Origin of the sequence: Pseudomonas monsensis (assembly GCF_014268495.2) — a bacterium.
GTDB classification, from domain to species: Bacteria; Pseudomonadota; Gammaproteobacteria; order Pseudomonadales; family Pseudomonadaceae; genus Aquipseudomonas; species Aquipseudomonas monsensis.
In genome coordinates this window covers 2,518,927-2,536,003 of the sequence record NZ_CP077087.1, presented here as the reverse complement: position 1 = coordinate 2,536,003, position 17,077 = coordinate 2,518,927, and the positions used below count along the sequence as shown (strand labels likewise).

14 protein-coding genes are annotated in these 17,077 nt (G+C 60.0%); 8 read left to right on the top strand and 6 right to left on the bottom strand.

What is annotated here, in order from left to right; translation table 11 throughout:
• The first annotated feature begins 13 nt into the window (after positions 1 to 13).
• The gene (locus HV782_RS11125; protein ID WP_186747804.1) at positions 14 to 2,854 is read left to right on the top strand and encodes an ATP-binding protein; all 2,841 of its coding nucleotides are present in this window, start codon (positions 14 to 16) and stop codon (positions 2,852 to 2,854) included.
• On the opposite strand, the gene HV782_RS11120 is transcribed toward HV782_RS11125, so the two are convergent.
• Positions 2,819 to 4,288: an ATP-binding protein gene (locus HV782_RS11120; RefSeq protein ID WP_186747802.1), complete on the bottom strand. Its 1,470-nt coding sequence runs from the start codon at positions 4,286 to 4,288 to the stop codon at positions 2,819 to 2,821. The two genes, HV782_RS11125 and HV782_RS11120, sit on opposite strands and share 36 nt — an antisense overlap.
• Positions 4,289 to 4,378: 90 nt before the next feature.
• Positions 4,379 to 5,329 carry a GlxA family transcriptional regulator gene (locus HV782_RS11115; RefSeq protein ID WP_123463291.1) on the bottom strand — a complete coding sequence of 317 codons (951 nt, stop codon included), beginning with the start codon at positions 5,327 to 5,329 and terminating at the stop codon, positions 4,379 to 4,381.
• Between the two features lie 224 nt (positions 5,330 to 5,553).
• Here HV782_RS11115 and HV782_RS11110 point away from each other — a divergent pair, with 224 nt between their 5' ends.
• Positions 5,554 to 6,276: a pirin family protein gene (locus HV782_RS11110; RefSeq protein ID WP_186747800.1), complete on the top strand. Its 723-nt coding sequence runs from the start codon at positions 5,554 to 5,556 to the stop codon at positions 6,274 to 6,276.
• Positions 6,277 to 6,323: 47 nt separating this feature from the next.
• Here the strand turns inward: HV782_RS11110 and HV782_RS11105 are convergent, their stop codons facing one another.
• Positions 6,324 to 6,893, bottom strand: coding sequence for a hypothetical protein (locus tag HV782_RS11105; RefSeq protein WP_225931069.1), 570 nt, complete (start codon positions 6,891 to 6,893; stop codon positions 6,324 to 6,326).
• Positions 6,894 to 7,076: 183 nt separating this feature from the next.
• Entirely contained in the window at positions 7,077 to 7,952 is an 876-nt protein-coding gene (locus tag HV782_RS11100; protein ID WP_123463297.1) for a LysR family transcriptional regulator, read from the bottom strand.
• A gap of 112 nt (positions 7,953 to 8,064) precedes the next feature.
• Between HV782_RS11100 and HV782_RS11095 the strand changes: the two genes are divergently transcribed.
• The 4 genes from HV782_RS11095 to HV782_RS11080 all read left to right on the top strand — a co-directional run bounded on the left by HV782_RS11095 (position 8,065) and on the right by HV782_RS11080 (position 11,944).
• Positions 8,065 to 9,267, top strand: a complete 1,203-nt coding sequence (locus HV782_RS11095; RefSeq protein ID WP_123463299.1) for a YbfB/YjiJ family MFS transporter — start codon at positions 8,065 to 8,067, stop codon at positions 9,265 to 9,267.
• 60 nt (positions 9,268 to 9,327) lie between these two features.
• Positions 9,328 to 10,326 (top strand): NAD(P)H-quinone oxidoreductase, encoded by a 999-nt coding sequence (locus tag HV782_RS11090; protein WP_186747798.1) that lies wholly within the window; start codon positions 9,328 to 9,330, stop codon positions 10,324 to 10,326.
• Between the two features lie 113 nt (positions 10,327 to 10,439).
• A complete protein-coding gene (locus tag HV782_RS11085; RefSeq protein ID WP_186747796.1) occupies positions 10,440 to 11,384 on the top strand; it encodes an alpha/beta hydrolase in 945 nt (314 codons plus the stop codon).
• 146 nt (positions 11,385 to 11,530) lie between these two features.
• Positions 11,531 to 11,944 carry a VOC family protein gene (locus HV782_RS11080; protein WP_186747794.1) on the top strand — a complete coding sequence of 138 codons (414 nt, stop codon included), beginning with the start codon at positions 11,531 to 11,533 and terminating at the stop codon, positions 11,942 to 11,944.
• A 57-nt stretch (positions 11,945 to 12,001) separates the two neighbouring features.
• Here the strand turns inward: HV782_RS11080 and HV782_RS11075 are convergent, their stop codons facing one another.
• Together HV782_RS11075 and HV782_RS11070 are read right to left on the bottom strand one after the other, a co-directional pair.
• The gene (locus HV782_RS11075; protein ID WP_123463306.1) at positions 12,002 to 12,331 is read right to left on the bottom strand and encodes a hypothetical protein; all 330 of its coding nucleotides are present in this window, start codon (positions 12,329 to 12,331) and stop codon (positions 12,002 to 12,004) included.
• A gap of 148 nt (positions 12,332 to 12,479) precedes the next feature.
• Positions 12,480 to 15,626 carry a DEAD/DEAH box helicase gene (locus HV782_RS11070; RefSeq protein ID WP_202894578.1) on the bottom strand — a complete coding sequence of 1,049 codons (3,147 nt, stop codon included), beginning with the start codon at positions 15,624 to 15,626 and terminating at the stop codon, positions 12,480 to 12,482.
• Positions 15,627 to 15,914: 288 nt separating this feature from the next.
• Between HV782_RS11070 and HV782_RS11065 the strand changes: the two genes are divergently transcribed.
• Together HV782_RS11065 and HV782_RS11060 are read left to right on the top strand one after the other, a co-directional pair.
• Positions 15,915 to 16,196, top strand: a complete 282-nt coding sequence (locus HV782_RS11065; RefSeq protein WP_186747792.1) for a hypothetical protein — start codon at positions 15,915 to 15,917, stop codon at positions 16,194 to 16,196.
• A gap of 286 nt (positions 16,197 to 16,482) precedes the next feature.
• On the top strand, positions 16,483 to 16,752 hold the full coding sequence (locus HV782_RS11060; protein WP_186747790.1) for a hypothetical protein: 270 nt from the start codon (positions 16,483 to 16,485) through the stop codon (positions 16,750 to 16,752).
• Positions 16,753 to 17,077 lie beyond the last annotated feature (325 nt).

Sequence of the window (17,077 nt, the reverse complement as noted above, 5' to 3'; positions counted from 1 at the left end):
CAGGAGTCAGCTGTTGAATCGTTCCCCGAATCAGGCCTTCGGTTTCGGCCCCTATCGGATTTATCCAGAACAACGGCTGGTGCTCGAGGGCGACCAGCCATTGCGGCTGGGGCGGCGGGCGATGGATATTCTGCTGATCCTGCTGGCCCAGGCCGGCGAGGTGGTCAGCAAGCAACAATTGATGGCCGGCGTCTGGCCGGACAACGTCGTCGAAGAGATCAATCTGCGCGTGCACATGGCGGCCTTGCGCAAGGCACTCGGTGACGGCCAGAACGGGCAGCGCTATATCGTCACCGTGGCGCACCGCGGCTACAGTTTTGTCGCGCCGATCCTGCTCGAACCCATTCGGCAACGCCCTGCCGGCGACGCCGTCGGCCGCCACAACTTGCCGCTACGGCGCACACGCATGATCGGCCGCCAGACGCTGGTCGACAGCCTGATGAAGCAGTTGCCGCGCCAGCGTTGCATCACCCTCGTCGGCCCCGGCGGGATCGGCAAGACCACTGTGGCCCTGCGGGTGGCCGAGCAGTTGATCGGGCGCTATCGCGACGGTATCCGCTTGCTCGATCTGGCGCCGTTGAGCGACCCGCGCATGATCTACTCGCACCTCGCCGCCCTGCTCGACATCCTGCTGCAAGACAGCGAACCGCTGACCAGCCTGATCAACGGCTTGCGCGAACGGCAGATGTTGCTGGTGATCGATAACTGCGAACACTTGATCGACGCCGTGGCCCAGCTCAGCGAAAGCCTTTTGCGCGGCGCACCGCAGGTGCACATCCTGGCCACCAGCCGCGAGAGCCTGCGGGCCGAGGGCGAATATGTGCAGCGCCTGGAGACCCTCGATTGTCCGCCGCTGTCGGCCGTGACGGACCATGCGCAAGCGCTGGCTTTTGCCGCGCTGCAATTGTTCGCCGAGCGCGCCATGGCTGCCCATGAACACTTTGAGCTCAATGATGCCAACCTGGCGCAGGCCATCGAAATCTGCCAGCGGCTTGATGGCATTCCACTGGCGCTGGAGCTGGCCGCCGCGCAAATCGACGGCACGGACCTGAGGGGTTTGCTGAGTCAGCTACAGGGGCGGTTACCGCCTCTGCTGCCGGGTCATCCGGAACGCCATGTAACGCTCCGTGCCACCCTGGACTGGAGTTTCAATCTGCTCAGCCAGTGCGAGCAGACCTGCCTGCGCCGGTTGAGCGTATTTCGCGGCGGCTTCACCCTGGAATCCGCTGCTGCGGTGATTGGCGGTCAACACATTTTGCCCGGTGAGGTATTTGGCTCGATTACGCAACTGGTGGCCAAATCACTGCTCAATGTCGAAGTCGGCGATGAAGAGGTGTTCTACCGCTTGCTCGATACGACCCGGCGCTATGCCCTGGAAAAACTCGATCACGTCTCCGAACTCGACGAAACCCGCCAGCGTCACGCCGAGCGGTGTCTGGTGTTGATGCAACAGGCGCAGAGCGCGTGGGAACACACCCCGACGCTGGTGTGGATCGAACGCTATGCCCGGGGGCTGGAAGATTTGCGCGCGGCGCTGGACTGGAGCCTGAATGGAGCCGGCCCGACACTTCTGGCAATTGAACTGGCGGCGATCTCCGCACCGATATGGCAGGAATTGTCGTTGCTCAAGGAGTACGGCGGCTACGTGCGTCAGGCCTTGGCGTTGCTGGAACAGGCCGACAAGCCCTGCCCGCGCCTGCAGATCGCCCTGAAACTGGCGCTCGGCAGCGCCTGTTATCACACCTGGGGCGGCACCCCGGAAACCATCGAGGCCTTTGCCAGCGCCCACGCACTGGCGCAGCAACACGGCGATGTCGCCGGACAACTGCGCGCCGTCTCCGGGCACATGGCAGTCAACCTCAGTTGCGGGCAGTACCGGGCGGCTCTGGCGCAAAGCGAACAGTTCGACCGTCTGGGCCCGCACGGTGACCCTCTGTTGTCACTGAGTGCGCACCGATTGCGTGTGCTGGCGTTGCATTACGCCGGCGATCAGCCGCAAGCACGCATCCATGCCGAACAGGTGATCCAGAGCATGACGCAAAGCGGTCACCTCAATCGGTTTACCCACGGTTTTGGTGTGCAATACGATCAAAGCGTCGCCTCGCTGACAGTGCTCGCGCGGGTCCTGTGGATGCAGGGCTTCCCCGTGCAGGCCTGGCACACGGCGCGGCAGGCCCTGAACATCGCCGTACAAATCGATCACGGCACTTCGATTTGCTACACCCTGGCGCTGGCCAGTTGCCTGATCGCCCATTACAACGGCGACCGGCAGAACGCGCAGGCGCTGTTGCAGATGTTGCTTGAACAGTCACAGAAACATTCGGTGTTGTTGTTTCATACTTGGGCACGGCACTACGCGCAGGTGATCGAACCGGACAGCGCGACGCCAATGCCGGCGGATGACAGCGGCTTGATCAAGGAAATCATGGTGACGCTGGACGGCCGGTTCGTCGACGACGCGCTGCTGGAACGGGCCCGCAGCGGTGATGCCGGGTGGAGCACGGCGGAGATCTTGCGGGTACGGGCGCAGCGGTTGCTTGACGAGCAGTGCTGTCCGGTCGACCACCCTGGCGAGCCTGCTCGCGCAGGCGTACAGGCAAACACCGACAATACCGCCGAAGCAGAAAAAATCCTGCACCAGGCCCTGTCCGTCGCCCGGGCCCAAGGCGCCCTGGCCTGGGAATTGCGCAGCGCCACCTCGCTGGCGCAGTTATGGCAGCGTCAGAACCGCTGCCACGACGCGCTGGGTCTGCTGAATCCGGTCTACCAACGCTTCACGGAAGGCTATGCGACGCCGGACTTGCGCAAGGTCCGCCTGCTACTCAACGAGTTGCGCGGCCAGTTGTGCGCTTGATTCTTTGCGCATACGCCTGATGTACCGCGTGTGTCGCCGCTCGACGTCGAGCCTTTCACCACTGCCTTCAAGCTGCTCACGGGCGTATCGCCGCGTGGTGTTGAGCATTCGATAACGCAGCGCACCGTTGCTCCGCTCCACCATCAGCAGCGACTTGCGGACCAACCCTTCGATAACGGTGATCAGCATGGAGCTGCTCAACGCCGGGCGCATGATTACCGCCAGCGCGGCCTCCAGGGTGAATGCGATCTTGAACACCGATAACTGCTGCAGCACCCGTTGCTCCTGCTCGCTCAAGCGTTGGTAGCTCCAGTCGAGCGCGGCCGCCATCGACTGGTGGCGCGCCACCGCCGTGCGTCTGCCGAGGCTGAGCAGTTGCAGCCCGTTATCGACTTGCGCCTGCAAGCCCACCAGCGCCAGCGCGTCGATCTGCGCCGCGGCCAACTCGATGGCCAACGGCAAGCCGTCGAGCTGGAGACAGATCTCGCGCACGGTTTTCAAATCCTGCTCGCGCAACCGGAAATCATGCTGGCGAACCCGCGCCCGACTGACGAGTAATTGCACCGCCGAGTACCCCATGAACTGGTCCGCCGTTTCGCCTGCCGCACGCTTGGGAATGGCCAGCGGCGGGATGTGCTGGACGGTTTCCAGAACGACTTGCAAGGGTTCGCGACTGGTCACGAGAATCGACAGTTGCGGCGCGGCGTTCTGCAGGTTTTCCACCAGCCCGGCACAGGCTTCGCGCACGTGGTCGCAGTTATCCAGCACCAGCAGCGCATGGCGACGACAGAGCGTGGAAAAGTCGCAATCGAGGGTCTGCAACAGATAGGCAAGCAGCGCCGTATCAGTGTCGACCAAGGCCAGGTCAACCTGCCACACGCCATCGCGATAATGTTGCAGCAGCAGTTCGGCGACACGCAGCCCTACGGTGGATTTGCCGATCCCCGGTGCGCCGGTCACCGTCAGCAGCCGACACAGGGGCAGCTGTCGTACCAGACCGCCGACCAGCGAATCACGCCCGGTGACCGGGGTCAGCCGTGCGGGAAGATTGTGCTGGGGCGCTTGCAGGGTTTCGAAGACCACTTGCGTGACACTGTCGTAAAGCACCGGGGCAATAAAGCTGTAACCGCATTGCGGCACGTTGACGATGTAGCGCTGGCCGTTCTCACCATCACCCAGCGCCCGTCTCAGGGCAGCGATGTGCACGCGCAGATTGATCTCTTCGACGACCGAAGTCGGCCAGACCATGGCAATCAACTGTTCTTTTTTGACCACGCGCCCGGCACGTTCGAGCAGCACCTGCAAAATGTCCATGGCGCGCCCGCCCATGCGCAACTGCCGATCACCTTCAAGGATCAGACGTTGCCGCAAATGAAACGCATACGGGCCGAAACGCAGCACCGACGCCGAGTTCGAATCGTTGTGATTGTCCATGCCAGTTATCTTGGCAGCGTCACGTGACGGCACAAGCACGATACGGGGCGCAACACGGACATCGGGGTGCCCCAGACGGACAGAACGGCTCTAGCTGAACTGTTCGCGGTACTGCGCCGGGGTCAGCCCGAGCCTTTCGGCGAACAGAAACCGCATGTGCCGCACACTGCCAAAACCGCTTTTGTAAGCCACGGTTTTCAGTGGCAGTTCGCTGGTTTCCAGCAAGTTGCGTGCACAATCAATGCGCGCACTTTGCAGAAACTCCATCGGTGTCATGTTGACGTCGCGGGCAAACAACCGGGCGAAATGCCTCGCGCTCATGTTGGCCAGCCCGGCCATGCGCTCGACCGTGAAGGCTTCATCAATGTGTTCAAGTACGTAATTCTGTACGCGGGTGATCGGCGTTTCATGCGGAGCGACCGCCGCCATCAATGGACTGAACTGGGCCTGGCCGCCCTGACGTTTCATCACCACCAGCAAGACCTTGGCCACGTCCTGGGCGAGCTTCTTGCCATGATCCCGGGCGACCACGGCCAGGGCCAGGTCAATCCCCGCCGTAACGCCGCCCGAGGTAATCAGATTGCGGTCTTCGACGTAGATCTGATCGGTCGTCACGTCAGCCTTGGGGAAACCTTTGACCAGACGCTCGACGTAGTTCCAGTGAGTGGTCACGCGATAGCCGTCAAGCAATCCGGCATGTCCCAGCACAAAGGCGCCGGTACAGATGGAGCCGTAGCGTTCGGCGCGCTGCACCGCTCCCGGTAGCCAGGCAAACAAAGCCGGAAACCTCTGGTTGTAAGCGCCCGGCCCGCCGGGTACCAGCAGCAAGTCATAGTGTTGGGCGGCATCCGCGATAGTTCGGTCAGCGTGCACCAGCACGCCATTGGACGCGCGTAACGGCCCGTGCTCGGTCCCAAGGGTGGTCAACTGGTAGTGGGATTGTGGTTGCAGATAACGGTTGGCCACTGAAAACACTTCCAGCGGCCCGGCCATGTCGAGCAGAAGAAAGTCGGGGAACAGCACCATTGCCACGGTTTTCATGGGGATGACATCACAAGAATCGAAGAGAAATAAATGCCTGGGTCAGGCTGTGCATTATGGCCAAATACATGACAGCCGTTGGAAAAGAATATGGCGCCTGCGTCACAAAAACTGTCAACTCGAAAAGGACAGTCTTACAATTTTCAGCTACTTATTGATCAACAGAATAACCATTAACCTTCTTCTCACTCGGACGAATTCACGTCCTGACAGGAGATTTCATCATGCTGACCCTTCGCAAAGCCTCCGATCGTGGCCTCGCCAATCATGGCTGGTTGAAGTCGTTCCACACCTTTTCCTTCGCCAGCTACCGCAACCCGCGTGAACAGGGGTTCTCTGACCTGCTGGTGATCAATGATGACCGCGTCGCTGCCGGCAAAGGTTTTGGTCAGCACCCGCATCGCGACATGGAAATTTTTTCCTACGTGCTTGAGGGTGCGCTGGAACACGAAGATACCTTGGGCACCGGTTCCGTGATCCGCCCCGGCGATGTGCAACTGATGAGCGCGGGTAACGGCGTTGCCCACAGCGAGTACAACCATTCAGCCACCAAGCCTGTGCACTTCCTGCAGATCTGGATCGTGCCGGACGTGGCTGGCGCCAAACCGCGCTATCAGCAGGAGCACTTCGCTGCACAGAAAAAACGCGGTCGCCTGCAATTGATCATTTCGCCGGACGGCAGTGATGGCTCGTTGAAAGTGCGTCAGGATGCACGAGTCTTCGCCGGGCTGTTCGATGGCAAGGAAAGCGCCACTCTGCAATTGCCGGCCAATCGCTACGCTTACGTACATGTGGCGCGCGGCAGCGTTGAGCTCAACGGCCTGCAGTTGCAGGAAGGTGACGGCGTGCGGATTCGCGAAGAGCAGGCGTTGACCTTGAGCAACGGCGTGGATGCCGAAGTGCTGGTGTTTGACTTACGGCCGCAGGAGCTGCCGCAAATGCCATGAGGCGGTGCTTTGATGCCCAAAAAACGGCCTCCCGATGGAGGCCGTTTTTATGGCGGCGTCAGTGAGGGAAATGCCGAGGGTGTCGGTACGCTGATGTCCCTGCCCGCTTGAACGGCGGCCAGCGTTGTTTGCATCGCGACATACATATTGGCCTGATTCGCGTAATAGCCGCCGACGACGATGGCGACGATCCCGAGTAACTGGACCGCGGTGGCTGCCCAGACATTGGCCTTGACGGTCGATCCTTGCCTGGCAGCGTCCTCAACCCTCTTGGCAATTTCTCGCATCTCCTGCGAAATCATGTCGTAACGCTTGTCTCGCTCGGTTTGTGTTTTTTCTCGCTCGGTTTGCGTGTGGTCTCGCTCAGCCTGTACCTGATCACGCGTGTTGTCTCGCTCGGCTTGTACCTGATCACGCCTCTTGTCCCGTTCGGCCTGAACCGCCAGAAACTCTCGAAAGTCTGCCCGTATCCCCTCGACCCGAGCATCCATCCTTGTTTCGATGGTCTCGATCCTGGCGTTGAACTCGTCACGGCTTACGGCATTCATGGCTTGAGCGTTCTGACCTTTGCTGGATGGATCACTGACTGGATATTGACTGAATTCCCTGGCTTTCAATTCGACACCTTTTTGGGGTTACCGAGACCTTCCCTGGCCCATTGCCTCAGTGCGAGCCCGACGTCTCTCACCGAACTGCGGAAACAATAGAACTCCTTCCCACAGCCTACAAGCCGGCACATTCTGACTCGAGCGTAGGCCGTTTCATCAGGTGATGTAGCCGGGGCAATACCGCCACTGCAGCTACTCATTCTCCAACGCAAACACATCGACAATCTGCTCGATCACCGCCCGCACCCGCGCGGTGTGGCGCAAATCCGCATGGGTCACCAGCCAGACTTCATACGGCAGTGGTCGCGTGCGCTCCGGCCATAACCTGACAAGACCGTCGCGCTCGCCCATGTAGACGGGCATTTCGCCTATCCCCAGGCCGGCGGCAATTGATCGGCGTACCAACAGGCTGGAACTCAGGCTGGCAACGATGCGCCCGCGATGCAGCGGCTCGGAGACCAGCGTCATGTCCTTGTTGCCTTGCAGATACGGGTGGTAAACCACCAGATCATGTCCCTCGAACGCCGAGCCCTGCCGAGGAACCCCGTTGGCGTCGATATACGCCTGTGAAGCGAACAGGCCCACCGGCCATCGAGCGATTCGTCGGGCAATCAGGTCGGGGTTGTCAGGCCGCGTGTTGCGCACCGCGATATCGGCTTCGCGCTTGGCCAGGCTGAGAATCTGCGTCGAGGCGTCCAGTTGCACGCGCACATCCGGATGCCGTTCGTGCAGTCGGGCAATGGCCGGAATGAGGAAGTCGATGGCCAGCGAGTCCGTGGTGCTGACGCGCACGTTGCCGGTCAGACGATCGTCCAGGCCCTGGATCCGGCGCTCCAGTTCAAGCGCCGAATGCTCCATTTTTTCCACACTTTTGAGTGCCGCCTCACCGACTGCCGTCAAGGCATAACCGTCCGGGGTGCGCAGGAACAATGTTGCACTCAGGGACTTCTCCAGGGCGGTGATGCGCCGCCCCACTGTTGCCTGATCCACGCCCAGGACGCGTGCGGCGCCGCGCAACGTCGATTCGCGGCAAACAGCCAGAAACACCCGTGCGTCATCCCAATTCATAGCTGTCTCCTTGCGATGCATATTTGCATCATCGTGCCGCCAAATCGCTGCGTTAACGCAGCAACGATAGCCGATATGCTGAGCGCCATACACCTTCCTCGGAATCGCTATCATGCGTACATCATCACCCACCGGTTTCTGGCTGCCGATCTTCGCCGGACTCTGTGCCAGCCTCGTCGGCATTGGCCTGGCACGCTTTGCTTACACACCGCTGATACCCGAGCTGATTCAGGCCCGCTGGTTTTCCGCCAACGACGTGGTGTATCTCGGCGCAGCCAATCTGGTCGGCTACCTGGTGGGCGCCCTGCTCGGCCGGCCGCTGGCGCGGCATGTGGGCAACACATCCGCGCTGCGGTTTATGATGCTGGCCGTGACTGCGGCGTTTTTTGCCTGTGCGTTTCCGCTGTCCGTGAGCTGGTTCTTTGGCTGGCGGCTGCTGTCGGGCATTGCCGGGGGCGCGATCATGGTGCTGGTCGCCGCCACGGTGTTGCCGCATGTGCCGGCGTCACGCAAGGGACTGGCCAGCGGCGCGATCTTTCTCGGTATCGGGCTGGGCATTGCCGGCTCCGGCACCCTTGTACCGCCGCTGTTGAGCCTGGGTTTGCAGGACACCTGGCTGGGGCTGGGTGCGTTGGCGCTGATGCTGACGGCGCTGAGCTGGTTCGGCTGGCCTGACGATCCTGTGCACGCGCCTGCTTCACACGCCGTTGTCGAGCCTCAGTCGACACCTCCCGCCGTTTACGTCTTGTTCGCGCAATATGCATTCATGGCCGCAGGCCTGGTTCCGGCGATGGTCTTTCTGGTTGATTACGTGGCGCGTGGGCTCGGCGCCGGAGCGCATGTCGGTGCGCTGGTGTGGGTGATGTATGGCCTGGGCGCGATTGTCGGGCCGGTGAGTTACGGCTTTCTCGCCGACCGGTTTGGCGCGCGTGCGAGTATTCGAGCGGTGCTGGTGGTGCAAGCGATTGCCCTTGGATTGCTGGCGGTTACCCAGTCCTTCCTGGGGTTGGCGTTGTTGGCGGTGATCATCGGCTCATTCCCGCCAGGCATCGTGCCACTGGCGCTGGCGCGGGTGCATGAACTGGTGCCGGAACATCACCGCCAGCAGGTCGCCTGGAGTCGCGCCACGGTCTCGTTTGCCACCTTTCAAGCGCTGGCCGGTTTTGCCTATTCGGCGCTGTTCAATGCCACCGGTGGTCATCACGCATTGCTGTTCCTGATCGCTGGCGGCGCGATTGTCGTCGCGATATTGCTGGAGTTCGCGACCCATATCGGGCGCCGCACACACCCGCTGGCACACGTCTGCTGCGACTGACGGGAATCTTTGCGGCCCTGGCGCCTCCCATCTACACACCCTTTGCGAAGAGGTCTCACCATGTCTTTACCCAATGAAATGACGCGCATCGAAATCAACGAACCCGGTGGTCCCGACGTTCTGCAACCCAAACGTGTACCGTTGCCGGTGGCCGCCGAGGGCGAGGTGCTGATCCGCGTGCATGCCGCCGGCATCAATCGTCCGGACGCCCTGCAGCGTGCCGGCAAATATCCGATGCGACCGGGCATGAACCCGATCCCCGGCCTGGAAGTGGCCGGTGAAGTGGTCGCACTCGGAGCCGGCGTGGCCGCGTTCGCCGTGGGCGATCGAGTCTGTGCGCTGACCAATGGTGGCGGTTACGCCGAATACTGCACGGTTGCGGCCGGCCAGACGCTGCCCATCCCCGACGGACTCGACTGGGTCCAGGCCGCCGCGATCCCGGAAACCTTCTTTACTGTGTGGGCCAACCTGTTTGGCCTCGGCGGCGCCAGCCGTGGGCAACGCGCGCTGATTCACGGGGGCACCAGCGGCATCGGCACCACCGCATTGATGCTGTGCCGCGAATTCGGCATCGAAGCCTTTGCCACCGCCGGCAGCCCTGACAAATGCGCAGCGATCCGCGACCTCGGCGGCCAGCCGATCAACTACCGCGAAGAGCATTTCGCCACGGTCATTGCCGAGAAAACCGCTGGTCAGGGGGTGAATGTCATTCTGGATATCATGGGCGGCTCGTACCTCAACGATAATGTCAGCGCGCTGGCGATGGACGGCCACTTGGTGATGCTCGGTTTCCTCGGCGGCGCCCGGGCCAATGACGTCGATCTACTGGCGATCCTCGGCAAACGCGCGGTGGTGACCGGCTCGCTGTTGCGCCCGCGGACCACGGCGGAAAAAGCCGCGATTGCCGCGCAACTGCGCGAACACGTATGGCCGGCGTTGTCTGCCGGGCGCTGCCTGCCGATCATCGACAAGGTCTATTGGCTGAGCGAAGCGGCTCAGGCCCATGCACACATGGAAGCCGGCGACCATATCGGCAAAATCGTCCTGCGGGTGACCTGAGCCGTCGCAGCATTTTGTAATCGTTGCCCGTGGACAGTGGTCGAAAAATATCCCGCACGGGCCGAGGCATCTGGTAAAAAGCGTTCTTTGTCTGCACCCGGGTGAAACGTTTAATGTGGCTCTCGTTCATGACTCGTCTGCGTCGCCGCCGTTTGGCGTTCGCCTGCATGGCCGCGTTGGTTATCGGCGTGCCGACGAGTTGTGCCGTACTGGAACATACCGAGCGCAAACTGCTGTTTCGCATAGAACCGGGCACCGCTGGCTGGTATCACGGGTTACCCGATAGCGTGCAGGAGCTGGACCTGCAACCCAAGCGCTTCAAGGCCGGGCAGAACATCCATGCCTGGTGGTGGCCGGCGGAAAAAGCCAATGCGCCGGCCATTCTCTATTTGCACGGCGTACGCTGGAACCTGACGGGCCAGCTGTTTCGCATCGAGCAATTGCGCGCAGCAGGCTATTCGGTGCTGGCCATCGACTACCGTGGCTTCGGCCAGAGCAAGGGCGACCTCCCATCGGAAACCAGCGTTTACGAAGATGCACGCGTGGCGTGGGAGCGCTTCAAACTGTTGCAACCGGATCCGGAGAAACGCCTGATCTACGGCCACTCCCTGGGTGGCGCCGTGGCCATCGACCTGGCGGCCGAACTTGGCCAGGACGCCGCGCGTGATCAAACGCCCCTGCCAGTGCGCGGACTGGTGATCGAATCCACCTTCACCTCGCTGGCAGATGTCGCAGCCGCCGTGGCCAACACCTCGTTGCCCGTGCGCTGGCTGCTGTCGCAGAAGTTCGACTCCATCGACAAGATCGCCGACATTCATATGCCGCTGCTGGTGGTGCATGGTCTGGCCGACGCGTTCGTGCCGTCGCGCTTCAGTGAGCAACTCTTCAACGCCGCGCAACAACCGAAACGGCTGTTGCTGGTACCGGGAGCCACGCATAACAACAGCATGGCGTTGGGTGGGCAAAATTATCGCAAGGCCATCAATGCGCTGATGCAGTCCCGGCCTTTACCTCGTGTGGCAGGCCCGGCGCTGGTGAAAGGCTCCCGCGACTCCTGACCTGCCATCAGTCGCTTGAATCAAAAAAATTGCAGCATCGGCTGGCAATTCAGCGCTCCAGGGCTTTGCTGGATGGAGTCACTCCATGGCGCTAGCTTCGGCACACCCGGCCGCGCTTCGCCCTACTGCCTATTCGGGAGCCCATCATGAGAATCAACCCGTACCTGATCTTCAACGGCGACTGCCGCGCCGCCTTCACGTTCTACGAACAAGCCTTGCAAGGAAAACTCGAGGCAATGATGACCTTCGGCGAAACCCCTGCCGCCGAGCATGTCCCCAAAGAACACCACCACTTGATCATCCATACGTGCCTGAAGGTTGGCGACCAGATGATCATGGCCTCCGACACCACACCCGATCGCCCGACCCAGGGCATGAGTGGTTGCTCGATCTCGCTGAACGTCGACAGCATTGCCGAGGCCGAACGCGTGTTCAACGCACTGGCCAGCGATGGTCGCGTCGACATGCCGCTGGAAGCCACCTTCTGGGCTGTGCGCTTTGGCATGTTGGTCGATCGCTTTGGTGTGCCGTGGATGGTCAATTGCGAAAGCGAAAAATAACGCCCACGGTCCGTCAGGCATAAAAAAGCCCAACCGGTTCAGGTTGGGCTTTCGGTTTTAGCGCTGCGCCAATTCATGCCGCACGCATTGTTCGTAATAGGTCTGTTTGACCGCCGCAGGCTTGAGCTTCGAAGTGCTGTTGTACGTCTGTTCGGTAATCCCCATCGCGGTCATGCGCATCCACGGCTGCTGGAATTTGCGCACCTGCAGTTGCTTGCGCGCGCCATACAACGAAATACCTGACAACTTGGACTGCTGCGCTCCTGCGGCAATTTCAGAACCCCAGGTGCAGGCGAAACGGTGACTCTTGCTTAATTCCTTCGCCTGGACTCCCGAGGCGAGGACAGCCAGGGAAAGCGTTGCAACGGTTATGACAATCGTCCGCATATAGCCAACCTAACCTTTTGAAAAAAGGCGAGTTTGACGAGAGCCGAGCAACTCGGGGGCCAGCAAATTGCCGCCTCGCTGACGACTGTCGCTCCGCAGCCCAAGGATCCCTGGAAGAGATCCTCGAAACTGCGCGTCTGCAAAAGCCTCAGGACAGCTGCGCTTCCCGCGTCTGTACGCTGGCCTTTGCACTGGCCAGCAGCTGACGGGCGACGTCAAAATAGGGTCGATCGCCCCAAAGTGCCTGATCCCCCACGATGTACAGGTGTTTTTTGGCCCGCGTCACAGCGACGTTCAGCAAGTTCGGACTTGAAGCAGCCCAGTCAATCGCCCCCAAACGACGGGAATCGCAGCCCAGCACAAAGAACACGATATCGGCTTCCTTGCCCTGGAACGTGTGCACCGTGCCAATACAGGTACTGACCCACGAAACGAGATTGGTCGGGACCTGGACATCCGCCGGCAATGCCGCCCTCCATACCTGCTTATCCTGCAGCAGACTGACCAGGCCGGCCTTGACCTCGCGGAACGGGGTGATAATGAACACCGGCGGCAGTTCGGTTGCGCCTTCACTGGTAACGGACAAGTACAGTCTGATCAACTCAGCCAGCAACCGTTGCCCCTGAGCCTGGATGTACTTGGTGCCGTCCTGCGATTCGCCGCTTACATTCCACCAGGCGCTGACCCCCAGTATCGGGTGGGCGGTAATGGTCGAGTCCTTGGCATGTTGCATACGCTTGGCGTAGGCAATGCGGTTGGAGATCTCGAACATGGGATTGTCACACCGGCGATGCATGACCAGTGGAATGCCAATGTACTTCTCGGGATCCAGCGGGTGCGTGACGCCCTGCCCGTAGCCTCGATCGGCAAAGGTTTGTACCGAATGACTGTCAATGGCGTAGCGTGAGCGCGAATCGCCGAGCCAGAATGTCCCCAGTTGCTCCAGCAGCCGGGTGGACTGCGTCACAACCGGTTCAATCTGCAACGGGTCGCCGACCACCACCACGTGCCTGGCCCGCATGATTGCTCCCACGGCGGCTTGTGGCGGAGCCTGACCGGCTTCATCAATGATCAACCACCCGAGGTCTTCCGCCCCCAGTCCGGCAAACTGTGCGCGAATCGAGGCGAACGTGCTGGACACCACAGGTGTCAGCATGAAAAACCATTGCCACAAGGCACGGCGAGCAGGTGTCAAAGGCTGGCGCTCGAGCATCGCGGTCAGCGCGAAAATCAGGTTAGGGCTCGCCACTTCCAGAAAAAATGCTTCGTGCAACGTCATCGCCGCAACAAACAAATCGCTGCGGGCTTCGTTGAACCGGCTGCCCTGCCAGAACGCATGAGTCTGGTTGGCCTTGCTGTCCAGCGGTGTGCCGTCCCACAGATGAACGTCACACTCCGCGATCAATCGGGGCAGGTCCAGCAACTCACGCTCGAACTCCCGTACTGAATCAAGTTTCGTGCAGGCGTCCAACCATTGTTTATAGAGCCCTTTGCGAAACCACTGTGCCAGCCAGCGAAAGAACGACGGCCCCAGCTTTCGCTCGATCGCCTGCTGCTGACTTTTCAGGCGTTCGATCTGACGCGCAACCCCTTCAATCAGTACAGTCAGATTCTGCGGGCACAGGTCCGGTGCCGACGGCCACGTCGCCTTGATGGCAGGAAACGCCTTTTGCAACCGCTCATACAATTCGGCAAGCACCAGCAAACGATCACGCTGCTTATCGTGTACCTCGCGCGCCTTGAGGTAGCTTGCCTTGGCACTTTTGAAATCCGCTCGGCCTTTACCGGAACGATAGCGCCAATAGGTCATCGCACCGACGTCATCCCAACTGGCAAAGTCAACCTTGTCCTTATTCAGAAACTGCTCGCCAGGCTTGTCCGCTGGCGTGGCGGCACGGTTGACAAAAATATCGCGGAATCGTCGACGGTTGCTTTTCTTGCCCAGTGCCGCCGACACCAAACCCCAGACAGGTTCGGGCGTGACCCACGGTTTACTGTTTCGAGTACCCGCATAGCGGGTCGCCACTTCCTTGAAGTAACCCCAGTCGGCAAGCTTGGCACCATCGACGCCTTTGAGTTGCGGCAACTCCAGGGACAGGTTCTCCACCGCACCATTGTTCGTGGACGCGACCACCATTTCAAAACCGGTCAACGCTTCAGACAAGAGCGGAATCGAGAAACTCTTATTGCCGAACACCGCAGTCACGCACGTTTTACTGACACCATCTTCAGCCTTCTCCAATCGAGCCAAGGCATCCGCCCGCTCGACCACCAGATGTGCGATCAGGTCCCGTAGCAATGTCGTCTTGCCGGTGCCCGGTGGTCCATTGACTGCCAGTACTGCGCCCGTGGCCATTTCGCGCATGCTGTTCAGCGCAAACTGCTGCATCAACGATTGAATGTGCCTGCTTTGCGCTGGCCAGCGGCCGGTGATGCCTTTTTTCGGGTGCAGTGTCGCTTGAATCGTCTGCTGGCCAATCGCGGTATCCAGATCAGTTTTCTGCTGATCGACCATCGACAGATAAGCCTGCAAGGCCCGTGGCGGCTGCTCACTTTTCAGCAAATGTTTTGCCTGAGCAAGATCATGCACATAAAAGCTGTTGAGGATCGCCAAATCATCGACTGAGGCCACTTCCGGCGTACTGTCAGCGTCTGCCTCCGATGTTGAGGTTTCGGTTGGCGTATCGCCAGGCTTGGGTAGCGGCCAGATATCCAGATAGGCCAGCTCCGCCTGTGGCGAGGTGAAGTCAGCCCATTCAACCACGCGCTGGACAACTTCCGTCATCCATTGCGCTCCCGGCAGCTCTCCTTTATGACGCGACCAGTCATCGGCAAGCGTACGTTTGAGCGTTCGCACGCTGTCGTCAAAACTCATTGCACACAGGGCACCGATATCCTGCTTGCACAACCGGCCAAGAGCCCAGGGCAGCGCAGAAACACTGAGGCCTTCGAAGTCGGGTTTACCGTTTGGATCAAGCGTCAGCCTGGCGTAACACGTCAGACCGACCGGCGCCATTTCGCCGTCCCGTACACGATTTATTTCACTGGTCAGAGGGCCGTCGACGTATTCCTCTATCAGCCGCGTGGCGTGGGATACATCGAACGGCAGCAGGTAGAGAACGCGACGACGATCAAGGTACTGCTCCCACACGCCGTCTGCCAGGGACCGTTCACTGACCCGTTCGACGCTGCGCGAAGCCCTGGATTTTTCGAGGACCTTGTCCAAGTCATAGGCATTGAAAAACTCAACGCTGTGCCAAAAATCCAGCACGCGTTCGTGGTCGGCCATCGTCATGATGAATAAAAAATCCCTTACAAATTCCAACCTGAAGACACAGCGACCGCAGTTACCACACGAGGATAAAAGCAGGTCAGCCCGATAAGATGGCGAACAAGGTATCAGTAACCGTCCAGCACGCAAGTGCGGCGCCGCCGCTTTTCACACTCAGCGTTGCAGCATGAAGACTGTGTGTTCGAACCATGCCCCCCCACACCGCTCTTTAATGCCACTCGTCAGCCACGCTGCACCTTCACCAGAGATCCCCCATCAAACCAGTACATTCCTCGTGCTGGGAGCATCATCATGAACAAGACAATCGTAGCGCTCGGCTTGGCAGGTCTGCTTTCTACTTGCCCGCTACTGGCCTTCTCCGCAGACAAAAGTGCTGGATCAGCCGCCCCGCCTTCCGGTATTCCCGGTATTCCCGGTATCAACCAAGGTGGCTCTGAATCCAATACGGACAAGGCGGACAAGAAGGGAGAGGAGTCATCTGGCTCCAACTCAGGGGCGGAGAACCATGAAACAGAGAAAGATGCAGCGACTTCGAGTGATTCCCAGGACATCAAGAAAGCGCCTAAACCTTAACGTTGCGGGATCTCGCAGCTTGACGTGATCTGCAGCCTTCTCAGGCAAAAAAATAGCCCGGCCAAATGCGGGGATTTTTTGTTCGCCCCGAACTTGATCCTTCTTGGCGTCGATCTACACTCTCTCGCACCGGCAGTAGCTCGTAACGGTGTTTTCCTGGGCCTCGTCTCACAGATATAGGGCTCGTGGGAAACTTTTCAGGAATGGATTCCGGAAACCATCGAATAAACGGGGCGTACTCCGAAAAGCCAAATGAGTAGGAATTTTAAATAGGGAGATTTAATTCATGACAGCTCAAGAACATCTTGTAGGTGGATGGACCCCTTATCACAAACTGACACCAAAGGATCAGGAGGTCTTCAAAGCAGCTTTGAAGGGCTTCGTAGGTGTGAGCTACACGCCTGAAGAAGTTTCTACGCAGGTCGTAAATGGCACCAACTACCGTTACAAGACAATAGCTACGCTCCCAGGCTCGCCAAGCAGCTGGCAGGCGATCGTAGAGATTTACGCGCCTATCAACGGTGATCCTCACATCACTCAAATCCACAGAATCTAACACTGTAATAAACTTCGGGCCCTTACATTCGTGGAGCCCGAAGTCTGATTAGCTCTCTCACGCCAACCCTCCTTTGCGTTAACGAATATCGTGTTGACTTCTCGACTCGATCCCCGTGATTCCCCTGCTCCATGGTGGCGGGCGTCGATGGTTCACGCTGCGCGCAGCGTGCCGGGCCGAAGCCTCCGCCCTTCTCCGCAAACACCGTGGTTGCGACTACTGCAAAGACGACATGGGGCGGTACGAACTGCCTTGCCGCCTCCATCACCCTGATATGTCGAGGCAGTTCAGGAAGCGCTGCGGCAGGAACAGCAGCAGGTGGCTG